At 42.8% G+C, this 13,290-nt stretch carries 12 protein-coding genes; 2 read left to right on the top strand and 10 right to left on the bottom strand.

Annotated elements, in window-relative coordinates; translation table 11 throughout:
- Nucleotides 1–39: 39 nt before the first annotated feature.
- The 7 genes from CS060_RS05510 to hemE form a co-directional block, all read right to left on the bottom strand.
- Nucleotides 40–1,347, bottom strand: coding sequence for an ABC transporter substrate-binding protein (locus CS060_RS05510; RefSeq protein ID WP_035049714.1), 1,308 nt, complete (start codon nt 1,345–1,347; stop codon nt 40–42).
- Nucleotides 1,348–1,383: 36 nt separating this feature from the next.
- Nucleotides 1,384–2,403 carry a LacI family DNA-binding transcriptional regulator gene (locus CS060_RS05505; protein ID WP_099668758.1) on the bottom strand — a complete coding sequence of 340 codons (1,020 nt, stop codon included), beginning with the start codon at nt 2,401–2,403 and terminating at the stop codon, nt 1,384–1,386.
- Between the two features lie 136 nt (nt 2,404–2,539).
- Nucleotides 2,540–4,828, bottom strand: coding sequence for a YhgE/Pip domain-containing protein (locus CS060_RS05500; RefSeq protein ID WP_035050526.1), 2,289 nt, complete (start codon nt 4,826–4,828; stop codon nt 2,540–2,542).
- A 79-nt stretch (nt 4,829–4,907) separates the two neighbouring features.
- Complete coding sequence (locus tag CS060_RS05495; RefSeq protein WP_035050528.1) at nt 4,908–5,477, bottom strand: TetR/AcrR family transcriptional regulator; 570 nt, start codon at nt 5,475–5,477, stop codon at nt 4,908–4,910.
- 101 nt (nt 5,478–5,578) lie between these two features.
- The gene (gene hemY / locus CS060_RS05490; protein WP_099668757.1) at nt 5,579–6,997 is read right to left on the bottom strand and encodes a protoporphyrinogen oxidase; all 1,419 of its coding nucleotides are present in this window, start codon (nt 6,995–6,997) and stop codon (nt 5,579–5,581) included.
- Nucleotides 6,994–7,941, bottom strand: coding sequence for a ferrochelatase (gene hemH, locus CS060_RS05485; protein WP_099668756.1), 948 nt, complete (start codon nt 7,939–7,941; stop codon nt 6,994–6,996). Before hemH ends, hemY begins: the two co-directional genes overlap by 4 nt.
- 7 nt (nt 7,942–7,948) lie before the next feature.
- Nucleotides 7,949–8,998 (bottom strand): uroporphyrinogen decarboxylase, encoded by a 1,050-nt coding sequence (hemE, locus tag CS060_RS05480; RefSeq protein WP_099668755.1) that lies wholly within the window; start codon nt 8,996–8,998, stop codon nt 7,949–7,951.
- 180 nt (nt 8,999–9,178) lie between these two features.
- Here hemE and CS060_RS05475 point away from each other — a divergent pair, with 180 nt between their 5' ends.
- Complete coding sequence (locus CS060_RS05475; protein WP_035050531.1) at nt 9,179–9,685, top strand: antibiotic biosynthesis monooxygenase family protein; 507 nt, start codon at nt 9,179–9,181, stop codon at nt 9,683–9,685.
- 14 nt (nt 9,686–9,699) lie between these two features.
- Here CS060_RS05475 and CS060_RS05470 read toward each other — a convergent pair whose 3' ends face one another.
- Complete coding sequence (locus CS060_RS05470; protein ID WP_035050534.1) at nt 9,700–10,068, bottom strand: rhodanese-like domain-containing protein; 369 nt, start codon at nt 10,066–10,068, stop codon at nt 9,700–9,702.
- Nucleotides 10,069–10,163: 95 nt separating this feature from the next.
- On the opposite strand from CS060_RS05470, the gene CS060_RS05465 reads away from it, so the two are divergent.
- The gene (locus tag CS060_RS05465) at nt 10,164–11,354 is read left to right on the top strand and encodes a M20 family metallopeptidase (RefSeq protein WP_035050535.1); all 1,191 of its coding nucleotides are present in this window, start codon (nt 10,164–10,166) and stop codon (nt 11,352–11,354) included.
- Here CS060_RS05465 and CS060_RS05460 read toward each other — a convergent pair.
- The gene (locus tag CS060_RS05460) at nt 11,351–12,535 is read right to left on the bottom strand and encodes an ABC transporter permease (protein ID WP_035050537.1); all 1,185 of its coding nucleotides are present in this window, start codon (nt 12,533–12,535) and stop codon (nt 11,351–11,353) included. The genes CS060_RS05465 and CS060_RS05460 overlap by 4 nt on opposite strands.
- Nucleotides 12,528–13,271, bottom strand: coding sequence for an ABC transporter ATP-binding protein (locus tag CS060_RS05455; protein WP_035050539.1), 744 nt, complete (start codon nt 13,269–13,271; stop codon nt 12,528–12,530). The genes CS060_RS05460 and CS060_RS05455 overlap by 8 nt, the downstream gene beginning before the upstream one ends.
- Between the last annotated feature and the right edge of the window lie 19 nt (nt 13,272–13,290).

The following is a 13,290-nucleotide window of genomic DNA, read 5'->3' as shown; positions in this document are numbered from 1 at the left end:
GCCTTCAGCACTCACATGAGGCTGAAGGCTAATGTGCAATTACTGCATAACCGCTTTAATTTCTTTTTCCATGTTCGCAACTGCTTCTTCGACTGTAATTTGTCCAGCAATCGCTTTCGATACGTTAATTTGAATAATTTCAGATACTTCTGGGTAGTTTGGTACAACTGGACGTGGTACCGCTGCATTTAATCCGTTAACAAATCCTTCTTCTGCAAAGAATGGATTAGCTTTTAACACTTCTTCGTCTTTAAATAATGCTGGAAGCGTTGGTGCTAAACCGCCGTAAATCGCAGAAATTTTTTGACCTTCTGGACCAGTCATAAATTTCACAAATTCCCAAGCCGCTTCTTTATTTTTCGAATATGCGTTAATGGCTGTCATCCATCCACCTAATGCCGCAGCTGAACCTTTATCACCAGCTGGTAGTGGCGCAACGCCGACTTTATCCACAATTTTTGATTGTTCTGGATCGTTTGCTAACGCGTATTGGTATGGCCAGTTGCGAATAAATGGCGATTGACCTTCAATGAACGCTGTATGAGATTCTGGCTCTGTAAATGTTGTAATGTTGCTTGGCACAACGTCAGATGTTGCAATTTCAACCATTTTCTTTAATCCTTTAATTGTTTCAGGGCTATTGACGACAACGTTGTTGTTTTCGTCGACGATTTTTCCACCGTATGCCGCAATAAATTCAATCGCGTTACATACTAATCCTTCGTATTGTTTCGCTTGCATTAAGTATCCGAATTGTGTGCCGCCTTTTCCTTTAAACTCGCGAGCAGCTGCTAACAATTCATCCCATGTTTTCGGCACTTTATCTTCTGGAACAATGTCTTTACGATAGAATAATAGTCCTGTGTCAATAAATTTCGGCATCGCCCATTGTTTTCCATCGAAGTTTCCAGCTGCAAGCGCACCTTGGTTGTATGCACTTAAATCAATGCCATCTTTTTCAATGAAACGATCAAGCGGAAGAACATATCCAGCTTGCGCAAATTCTGCTGGCCAAATGACGTCTAAATCCATCACGTCAATTTCAGATGATTTGGCGTTTAACATTGTCACGTATGCATCGTGCTGTGCCCCTGTGTCTGAAGGCATTTCACGAAATTCGACATCAATGTTTGGATATTTTGCTTCAAACGCTTTGACGATTTCGTCTGTCGCTTTTGTTGCATCTTTACCACGAGCATAAACGATTTTTACAACTTCTTCAGATTTTTTCGCATCATCTTTTTTGTCCGTCGTTTCCTTTTTGTCCGTGTCTTGACCGCCAGAACAAGCTGTCAAGCCGAGCGTAAGTGCTAACAATGCAGAAGAAAATTTTGTTGCCTTCTTCATGAAAAAATCCCCCTTATTTTTAAAATAAAATGTATGTCAAGCTTCACTTTCATGAAGCTCGCTACCAACTGTCGACGCACGCACAATCAACTGAAGTGGAAATTCGTAAATTTCTTTTCCTTCATATTTTTTCGTTTGAATTTTTTCTATGATAATATCCACCGCTTTTTGCGCCATTTGTTTGACCGGCTGATGCACAGTTGTAATCGTCGGATTTGTTAACTCGGTAATTGCTTGATTGTCAAAGCCAACAACAGCTAAATCTTCCGGGATGCGATAGCCACTTCTTAACGCTTCAGATATAATGCCAGCTGCCACTTCATCACTTCCTGTAAATACAGCAGTCGGTTGCTCTGAAAGCGCCATCATTTGATGAAACACGCGCTTTCCATCTGCAATGTGAAACGCATCGCGAAAAGCGTACCGTTCATCGAATGTCAGTTTATATTCTGCTAGCGCTTTTCTAAAACCGATTTCCCGCGATTTTGCGACATTACTTCGATAGCCGCCGGAACAATAGGCAATTTTCGTATGCCCTCGTTCGAGTAAATGTTTCGTTGCTATGTATCCCCCATACACTTGATCGAGCCGAACAGTTGGAACGTTTGCACAGTCATCAAACTCGTTACAAAGAACAATCGGCCCATATTGTAAAAAAGGCTTCAGCTTTTTCCATTCATTTTGAATGGAAGCTAAAATCACCCCATCAACTTGTTTCGTTTTTAATAAATTCATATAGTTTAATTCTTTTTCCGGCGAATAGCGCGTTTGACAAATAATCAGTTGATAGCCATGTTCCCCTGCTGCTATTTCCGTCGCTTCTACGAGCTCGCTAAAAAATGGATTTGTAATCCGCGGAATAAATAGCGCTAAAATGCTCGTTTTTTGATTCCGCAAACTTCTCGCCGATGAATTGGGCACATATCCTAGTTTCTCCATCGCTTCAAGCACGAGCTTTCGTTTCTCTTCTGACACGTACGGGTGATCGTTTATGACGCGCGAAATCGTCGTCCTTGAAAGCCCTGTTAGCTTGGCGACATCTTCAATCGTCGCCATCCTCCCATCCCCCCTTATTTCAATCGAAAAGAAACGAATGAAATCGTTTTCATATTCATATTATACTAACATCACCTTGTATATGCAAGTTAATTTTTTAAAAATTTTTTCATAGAAAAAAAGCTTCTGAAGCCTATTACGCTTCAGAAGCTTTTTCCACAATGGTTGTGAATTGGCGGCGATGTTGGATCGTAAAATACGTCATCGTTCCCGCCATCATAACAACGATAAACATAAGCAGTTTACCGACGTTTTCCCACATAAACGAGAAATCACCGCTTGAAATGACCGCTTTTAATCCAAAAACAGAATATGTCATTGGAAGCCATGCGTTAAAATATTGCAATGCACGTGGAATTAACTCAAGCGGGAACGTACCTGCACTCGTTGTTAATTGTAAAATTAAGACGACAATCCCGATAAATCGTCCTGGATCACCAAAAACAGTCACGAGAAATTGAATGACTGATAAAAAGGTAATGCTTGTCACCACGCTAAATAAAATGAATAACGGAACACTTTTCACTTGTAAATCAAGCCCGAAAAGCAATACGCTGTCCGCAAGAATCGCTTGTAACACACCCACGCCAATGAGTACACCAAACTTCGCAAAAAACCATTGAAATGGTGAACGTGGCACTTCAGCTGGTTCACGAAGTGGAAAAACGATCGAAAGTAAAAGCGCACCAACAAACAATCCTAATGACAAGAAATATGGTGTAAATCCTGTTCCATAGTTTGGTACTTCATTTATTTTTTTATCTTTTACTTTTACCGGTTCGGCAAACATGTTATATACATCTTTGTTTGCTTTGACGTCGCTTGCTTTTTCCGCACCTTCTTGCAATTTATCCGCTAGTTCTCCTGAACCGTCAGCAAGCTGAGTTATTCCATCTTGCAATGTTCCTGTTCCATTTGTTAGTTCATTCATTCCGTTCGCTAATTGTTGTGCCCCATCCGCTAACCGATGCGCACCATCTTGCAGTTGGTCACCCCCATCCGCAAGAGCTTGCAAACCAGAAGCAAGTGTTTGACCACCATTTGCAAGCTTCGCTGTTCCTTGCTCCGCTTCTTCCATTTTTTCATGTAACGTATTCATGCCGGAAACAAGCTGTTCTTGTCCGTTCACTAACGCATTTGCACCATCGGCAAGTTGTTGTTGTCCAGCAAGCAGTTCGTTTACGCCACTATCAAGAGCGATATGCCCTTCATGTAGCTTCTTGGCCCCTTCACTTAAAGACGTCGCACCTGCTTGCAACGCTTGAGCCCCTTCATTTAACTGAGCGACGCCTGTTTCTACTTGTTTGCTTCCAAATGATAATTGCTCAACGTGTTGTTTTAACTGTTCGTATACAGCTTTTTGTACTGGATCTGATGTTTGTGTAATGAGCGTATTAAGCTGCGCAACAAGTTGCTCTAAACCACCTGTAACTTGCGTTGCACCTGTTTGAACTCGCGATGCTCCTTGCTGCCATGTCGCAAGCGATGCAGCTAGTTTTTCTGCTCCGCCACTTAATTGTTCAGAGCCTTGTAGAAACTGTGGCATACGAGCATCGAGAGCTTTCATTCCTTCAAGTATACGATTTGTACCTAAAGCAAGTTTTGCTGTTCCTTCTTTTGCTTGCTGTGCTCCTGCAAGCAACTGTCCTTGCCCATCTACCATGCGCTTCATCCCATCATGAAGCGTTTGAACACCGGTTTGAACTTGCATTGAGCCGTCAGCTGCTTGATGCAAACCGTCCGTAAATGCAATTGATTTTTCGGCAAGCGTCGCTAAATGGCGATACAGTTCATCGGAACCATCTTTCGCTTTGTTCATGCCATCATATAGTTTATCCGTACCTTCTTTTGCATCAAGTAATCCATCATGCAATTGTTTTGCGCCGTCGCTCGCCTTCGTTAATCCATCTGCCAACGTTTTTACACTCTCAAACATGTTTTCAGCGTACGTTTCGGTTAATGTTTTCGCTACCTCTGTTTTAATTCTTTCAACGGCTGTTCCACCAATTTGAGCAGATAAAAAGTTAAATCCTTCATTTGGCTTGTAAATGAGTTGAAGTTTTTTCGGATGATCGTCTTGTAACGTTGTTGCATTTTCTGAAAAATCTTCAGGAATTTCAATAAGCATATAATACCGTTGCTCTTTTAATCCTTTTTCCCCTTCACGCTGGCTTACAAAATGCCAATCAAACTGTTTCTTTTCTTTTAACTTGTCGACGAGATCATCACCAATATGGAGCTCTTCCCCTTCAAATGTCGCACCTTTGTCATTATTGACAACAGCGACAGGTAAGTCGTCTAAATGATCGTACGGATCCCAAAACGCCCATAAAAACATACCACTATATAAAAGCGGAATAAATAAAACAGCGATAATCGGAATAAGTACTTTCCGATTGGACGTGACCGCTTTTATTTCTTTCATTAGCAATTTGCTCAACCCCCTTTTAAAATATTGACCGATTTGTTCATTTAGTCATTTTACACAAAAAAGAGAAGGATCATCATCGAGATAATCCTTTTAATAAATACAAATCAAACAGTTCGGCAATTTTTTGTTGCGACAACGGCTCATGCTCTTTTCCCCAATCAACGTTTAAAGCAATGTACATTTTAAACATTAAAAATGCTGTTAGCTCCGGATCGCAAGAACGAATTTCCCCTTTTGTCATCGCCTCTTCTATTTTCCCACGAATATAAGCGATCATTTCGCGATCAAGTCGCTTCATCACATCGCGCACAGCTGGTGTGCCGATATCGCGCACTTCTTGTAACAGCTTAATTGTCAATTCATGTTCTTTGCGAAACGTAAAAATACGTTGCAAAGCGCGTTGCACGTTTTCTTTAAACGATAAACGTTGATCAATTGCTACATCTGCCTCATGCTTGATTTCACAAATCATCGAAGAAACAATTTCTTCTAACAGCTCTTCTTTACTTTTGAAAAACGTATAAATTGTTCCTTTACCGACATTGGCCATTTTCGCCACTTGATCCATCGTCGTCGCTTTATAACCAAAAAGCGAAAACGACTTCGTTGCCGCTTCAATAATTTGTTTTCTTTTTTCTGACATAGGCGTTCATCCTTTATTTTGACTAAATGAACATTTTGGTCATTTCGTTTTTTATTTTATCATAATGGGCATATGTTCGCAAGAAAAAAAGGTGCCTTATATTATAATGACACCTTTTCTTTCGTATAAGCTAAATAATGCAGCACTTTTTTTACCGCTTCTTCTCCTTGATCAATGCAATCTGGAAGCCCAAGCCCTTCATACGAACCTCCTGCTAAAAAGATACCAGGAAGATGTTGTTGCATATCTTGTTTCACGCGTTCGATTCGCTCGCGATGACCGACCGTATATTGCGGCATCGATTGTTTCCAGCGCGTCACGATCGAAAACATCGGATTCATCGTAATATTCATCACTTTATTTAAATCGTCCATCACCACTTGGACGATATCTTCGTCTGTTTGGTCGACAATTGCTTCATCTCCGGGGCGACCGACATAACAGCGCAGCAACACGTAGCCTTCTGGTGTCGTATGTGGCCATTTTTTATGCGTCCACGTACATGCGGTAATCGTATAGTCGCTATCACGCGAAACAACAAACCCTGTTCCGTTCATATCTTTTGCTACCGCTTCTTTCGGAAACGCTAATGCGACCGTTGCAACAGACGTAGATGGCATCGTTTCAAAAGAAGAAAACATCGTTTCATTTGGAAAAAGCGATGTCAATGATTGATGAGGAACAGCAATAATGACGCTATCCGCTTCTTTTTTCTCCCCGTTGCTTAACGTTAAAACATATGTGTCATCGACTTTTTCGATACGCTCAACACGTATCCCTTTATGCACCGTTCCTTTTTCTAACTTTTGCTCTATCGCATCAATAAGAGACGATAATCCTGTTTTTAACGTTTGAAAAATGCCTTTTTCGCTTTTTTGTTTCGTTTTTTGTTTCGGCATCGACCGCTTCATGCCTAACACAAGACTTCCGTGTTTTTGCTCTAAGTGGAAATATTGAGGAAACGTTGCCATTAAGCTAAGCTGGTCAATATCGCCTGCATAAATGCCTGATAATAAAGGTTCAATAAGACGGTCAACAACTTCATTACCAAGACGACGACGGAAAAATTGCCCGAGCGATACGTCCCCCTTCGTTTTTAACGGTGGCAAAACAAAGTCAGCAGCGGCCCGAAGCTTGCCAAACGGAGAAAAGAGGCGCGTCATAACAAACGGTGCAAGCTTCGTCGGAATGCCCATCACCGCTCCGCCTGGAATCGGATGAAGCGTTCGATTGACGAGAATGTACGACTGCCCTGCCGTATTATGCACAAGCTCTTTTTCAAGCCCGACTTCGTGAATGAGGCGTGAGGCGCTCATTTTTCGTGCCAAAAAGGAATCTGGCCCGCGCTCAATGACAAAGCCATCGCGATACACCGTTTGCACTTTTCCCCCCAATCGATGACTCGCTTCAATTAATTCACACGAAATGGGCAACTGTTTTTCGCGCGCTTCTTTTTGCAAGTAATACGCAGCCGTCAATCCCGTTATTCCACCGCCAATAATGACGACTTTCTTTTTCATAACGACCAGCCTTCTTTACGTAAATGGTTTAAAACAACGGTTGCAAGGGCGTCAATAAACTGTGGATGCGCATTCGGCATCGGTGGACGATAGTAACTTACCCCTAATTCGTCCGTGACTTGCTTGCATTCAATGTCGTTATCGTATAACACTTCTAAATGATCTGCGACAAATCCAGCTGGAACATATACAAACGCCTCGTATTGCTTTTCTTCGTATAATTGCCGTGTTAAATCTTGCACATCAGGACCTAGCCACGGCTCTGGCGTATTCCCTGCACTTTGCCATCCGATCACATAGTCAGAAACGCCTGCTTCTTTCGCAATCAAGTCCGCCGTTTCTTGTAGCTGTTGCGGATACGGATCGCCCATAGCAATAATTTTTTCAGGCAAGCTATGCGCTGACACGATTAACATCGCTTTGTTGCGCTCTCGTTCAGACATCGCCGCATACGTTTCTTTCACTCGATCTGCCCAATATTGAATAAATTTTGGCTCAGTATACCAACTTTCCACACACGTCAATGTCGGTCCGCCTAAACGCGCCGCTTCTTCTTTCGCTCGTCCGTTGTACGATTTGACGCTAAACGTCGAAAAATGCGGGGCTAATACGATCGAAACCGCTTCTTCAATGCCGTCTTCATGCATTTGCCGAACAGCATCTTCAACGAACGGTTCAATATGCTTCAGCCCTAAGTATACGCGAAATTCAACGTCATCTTGCACTTCATTCAGCCGTTCAGCAAGCTTTTCCGCTTGTTGTTTCGTAATGGCCGCAAGCGGAGAAATCCCCCCGATCGCTTCATAGCGTTCGCGAAGATCGACCAACATTTCTTCCGACGGTTTACGACCGTGTCGAATATGCGTATAATATCGCTCTAAATCTTCCTCTTTGTATGGCGTGCCGTACGCCATGACAAGCAATCCCATTACTTTTTTTGACATCGTTTATTCATCCTTTTCTTTTTGCTGAATAATCGTGAATAAATGCTGTAAGTCGTTTTAACGTCTCCGGCTTGATTTGTGGGAAAATGCCGTGCCCTAAGTTAAATACGTATCCACCTTCATGCGCCATGCCTTCATCTAAAATTTGTTTCACGCGCGCTTCAATGACTTCCCATGGCGCAAGCAATACGGCTGGGTCTAAATTGCCTTGTAACGCTTTTGTAAGTCCCATGTCCCTCGCTTCACGAATGGATAAGCGCCAATCTAAACCGACCACGTCAAGCGGCAAATCATGCCATTCTTTCGCTAAATGGCTTGCCCCAACACCGAACATAATAAGCGGAACGTTTTCGTCACGAAGCGCTGTAAAAATACGCTCCATCGTCGGTTTAATAAATTGGCGATAATCAGAAACATTGACAGCGCCAACCCAAGAATCAAAAATTTGAATGGCGCTTGCACCGGCGCGAATTTGCGCTTTCACGTAGCGAATCGTCATATCTGCCAACTTATCCATAAGGGCAAACCATGCTTTTTGCTCGGCATACATAAACGCTTTCGTTTTGTTATAGTTTTTTGATGGTCCACCTTCAATCATATAGCTTGCTAAAGTAAACGGTGCACCTGCAAAACCGATGAGCGGAACAGTCAGTTGCTCTTTCGTTAATATTCGAATCGTTTCAAGGACGTACGGTACATCATGTTCTGGGTCGATTTCACCGAGACGTTCGACATCGGCAAGAGAGCGAATCGGATTCGCAATGACCGGACCAATCCCCGCTTTAATATCGACGTCAACCCCGATAGCTGGAAGCGGTGACATAATATCTTTGTAAAGAATCGCCGCATCGACGTTATATTGTTCGACAGGCAAACGTGTCACGTACGCACATAGCTCTGGTTGATGAGTAATTTCAAAAAGGGAATATTTTTCTTTTAAAGCCCGATATTCTGGTTGTGAACGTCCTGCTTGTCTCATATACCAAACTGGAACGTATTCTGTCGCTTCTCCGCGACAAGCGCGTAAAAATGTATCGTTTTTAATCATCATGTCCATCCTTTCACATTATGTAATCACTTATATTATAGTGTAGCGAAATAACTCATTTGTTTCCACTAACACAACTATACCGATTTTTTCACCGTCTGGGTAGTAATAATACGCAACGTTCATGAAATCGCCAAGAAGAAAAGAAAGTGGTAAAATATGAGCAACGAATGAAAGGAGGGGATGTTCGTGTACGTATTTATGACAAATGGTACGATCGACTATTTACAACGATTGCGCAGTCAATATCCGGGTGAGCAAATGTTGCTCGTATGCGATGAGGAAAACGGAATGCTCATTCATGAGACGGAAGGAAAAAGCGTCTTTCATGAGCCGCGTCCGTATGAAGTGCTTGATGCTGTTGGATCATTCGGAGGGACGTTTGTCGTGTGTAATAACATTCCGGTCACCGATGAAGGAAGACCGCTATTTGAACATCGGTTTCAACAGCGGGCGCGCTTAATTGAACAAGAACCAGGATTTGTCGCCATTCGCGTCTTACGTCCGTTAAAAAGCGATACGTACGTCATTATGACGATGTGGGAAGACGAAAGTGCCTTTCGCCGTTGGCAACAATCAAAAGCGTATGAAAAAGCGCATCAAAAACGCGGCACAGAAGAAGGAATAGATCAACAACGATCCATTTTCCCGCGTCCATCTTACGTGACAACATATACGGTTGTAAAAGAAGGCTGACATGTCGTCAGCCTTTAGTCGTTCCAAGCGTTCATGCCGCCGCGCACATTGACAACGCGCTTAAAACCATTTTTCACTAATATTTTTGCTGCTTGATTGCTGCGCATGCCGCTTTGGCAAATAACAATCGTTTCTTTTTCCCGATCAAGTTCGTTCAATTTGACGGATAGCTCATGAAGGGGAATGTTTTTAAACTGACGAATGTTGCGCGAGCGATATTCTGCTGGTGTGCGCACATCGATGAATTGACGGTTTTTCGTTTCTTTTAGTTTGCTTTTTAACTCATCGGGCGTGATATGTTCGACACCTTTTGTCGGCAACATTTTCGTCGCAACAAAGTAAATGAGTAAAATAATGAAAACAACATTGATCCATGTGCCCATATGTTCTCCTCCTAAATACGTATATGGGTATATTACATTGTTTTCGGACGTTTGTCAACGATGGTATAATGGAAAAAACAGAAAGGACGGTGCATATGAAAACGTTGTTATTTACTAAACTTCACGAATATTACGACGACATGGTAGCGATTCGTCGTCATTTCCATCAACATCCTGAGCTATCGTTTCAAGAGTATAAAACAGCCGCGTATATTGCGAATTACTATAAACAACTCGGCATTCCTGTTCGAACAAATGTCGGAGGAAATGGAGTAGTCGCCACCATTCATGGCCAACAAGGCGGAAAAACGGTGGCACTTCGGGCGGACTTCGATGCTCTTCCGATTCAAGATGAAAAAGATGTGCCATATAAATCAAAAATTCCAGGTGTCATGCACGCATGTGGACACGATGGTCATACTGCCACACTACTTGTTCTTGCCAAAGCGCTTTACGAATTGCGCGAGCATTGGAGCGGCACGATCGTTTGCATTCATCAACATGCAGAAGAATATGCACCAGGTGGAGCAAAAGCGATGATTGAGGACGGTTGTTTAGAAGGAGTGGATGCGATTTTTGGCACACATTTATGGGCAACAGAGCCGACAGGCGTCATTCAATATCGTACAGGACCGATCATGGCAGCTGCAGACCGCTTTCAAATCATTATTCAAGGTTCTGGCGGTCATGGGGCAGAACCTCACAAAACGAAAGATGCGATCGTTACCGCATCACAGCTTGTCCTGCATTTACAGCAAATCGTCAGCCGACGCGTCGATCCGCTTGAACCTGCTGTTGTTTCGATCGGCTCTTTCGTTTCCGACAACGCATTTAACGTGATCGCTGATCGCGCGACATTAGTCGGGACGGTGCGCACATTTTCTGAACAAGTGCGCAATGACATTGAAAGAGAAATTGAACAAATTGTCAAAGGAACTTGCATCGCCAACGGTTGTACGTACGAATACACGTATATGCGCGGCTATCCGCCCGTTGTAAACCATGAAGAAGAAACGAAATTTCTCATCGCTACCGCTCGTGAAATAGAAGATGTAACCGATGTCGTTGAAATTCAGCCACATATGGGCGGGGAAGACTTCGCTTATTATTTACAACATGTAAAAGGAACGTTTTTCTTTACAGGTGCAAAAGCCGAAACAACAACGATCGCCTATCCGCACCATCATCCGAAATTTGATTTTGATGAACGTGCGATGCTTATTGCAGCAAAAACGCTTGGTCTTACAGCGATCAGTTATATGAAAAAAGACGAGAAGCCGTTTTAATCCGCTTCTCGTTTTCTTCCCACATAAAACATCACCGCGACATAACAGACGAAAACAATAAAAAACGTCCATAACATAACAAAAACGCCGTGAGCGATATATGCAACCATCGCAAAAATAAGCGCTTGGCTCATCCCAATAGCAAGTAACACGCGCATGAACGACCGATGCGCCTCAGCAGGCGTCAACGGATAAAGAAACAAAATCGGATGGCCTCGGTGATACGAATGCATCGAAAGCAGTTGAATAGCTGTGGCATAAGCACACAAAAGAGCGAACCACTCCACACCGCGAGGTAACGTAAAAATAAAGACGCTACCGATCGCTGTTAGGCGAACGAACAAGCCGAAATAGTCGCCTGCACGGAAAAAGGTGCGTGCATACAAATACGTATACGGTCGCATATGGAAACCATCAAGTAAACGGAAAAAGAACCGAAGCCACGTTCGTTTTTTGACTGTATGTTTGATGTGTGGAACATCGACAAACGCATGTGCGAGCCGATAAAATGCTTGCATTCGCTTTCGTTCATTCGCAAGCAACTGCTCCCATTGGATTGCGTTCTCTTTTCCTTTTCGCTCCACATCAAGCGCAATGATAACCATAAACAATAAAGGGACAAGCATCCATACATATTGTTTCAATAATAAAAAATAAAACAACGTCACATTTACTAAAAAGCGAACGAATGTGTGAAAGCGATCTCGCCCGATTCGTGCCTCCTCTTGCCATTGAACGAACGTATTCCACCCTGTTAATAATGCAATTGCCATCACGACAACTGAGAGTGGCTGCGTTGAAAACTTCACGTGAAGGGGCAAAAGAACGACGAAGACGATGAGCGAAACATACAAATGAAGAAAAAAACTATATCCTGCCGCGCGCCAAAAATAAGGACGAAGCCGTCTTTCCACCGGAAGAAGAAACAACGCATCCGCTTCTTTGACAAGCGTCCGCACTCCACCTTGTGTCACTGCAAAAGCGAGCAGAAGCGCAGCAACGACCGCGTAAGGAAACGACGTTAGTTCATCAACTGCTCGCTTATAAAATACCGCACTTGCCCCGATTCCGATAAATAAGACGAGCAACAAATGGTCATTGAACATATATCGACCGTACCGTCTCACTTCAGCAAGATGAGCAATCATTCGTTTTTTCCATACCTGCTGTCCATCAATCATCGTTCATCTCTTCCTTCGTTAATTCGATATATATATCATCTAACGTCGCATCGGGCATATGTAGCTGTTCTTGAAGCGTTGGCAATGACCCTGTTGCTTTTACTTGTCCGTTATGTAAAATGACGAATGAATCACAATATCGCTCAGCCGTTGCTAAAATATGCGTTGACATCAAAATGCCCGCTCCCTCCTTTTTTCTCTCCTCAATGAGCTGAAGCAACGCTTGAATGGCGAGCGGATCTAATCCAACAAACGGTTCATCAATAATATAAAGCGGAGCATCCACTAAAAAAGCGCACATAATCATCACTTTTTGTTTCATTCCTTTGGAAAAAAACGCAGGAAACGCCCCTAATTTTTTCTCAAGTCGAAACGCCTTCAATAATTTTGGTACACGCTGTTCATATTCCTCATCACGTACACCATACGCCATGGCAGTTAGGCGTAAATGTTCTTCAAGTGTTAATTCTTCGTACAACGCAGGCATTTCCGGAATGTATGTAAATTGTGCCCGATATTGTTCCGGGTCATCTTGAAACGTTATGTCGTTGATCGTAATCGATCCTTTGCGCGGTTGCATCAATCCGATAATATGTTTAATCGTCGTGCTTTTTCCTGCTCCATTTAACCCGATTAGCGCAACAGCTTCCCCTTTTTGCACGGTAAACGATACGTCATCTAAAATATTTTGGTTCGTATAGCCACCGAATATATGCTGAACTTGTAATAGTGCCATCATCGCTTTCCTTTCTTTA

The sequence above is a fragment of the Anoxybacillus flavithermus genome, from assembly GCF_002742685.1.
Classification (GTDB): Bacteria; Bacillota; Bacilli; order Bacillales; family Anoxybacillaceae; genus Anoxybacillus; species Anoxybacillus flavithermus_E.
This window is presented reverse-complemented; position numbering and strand designations above follow the sequence as displayed.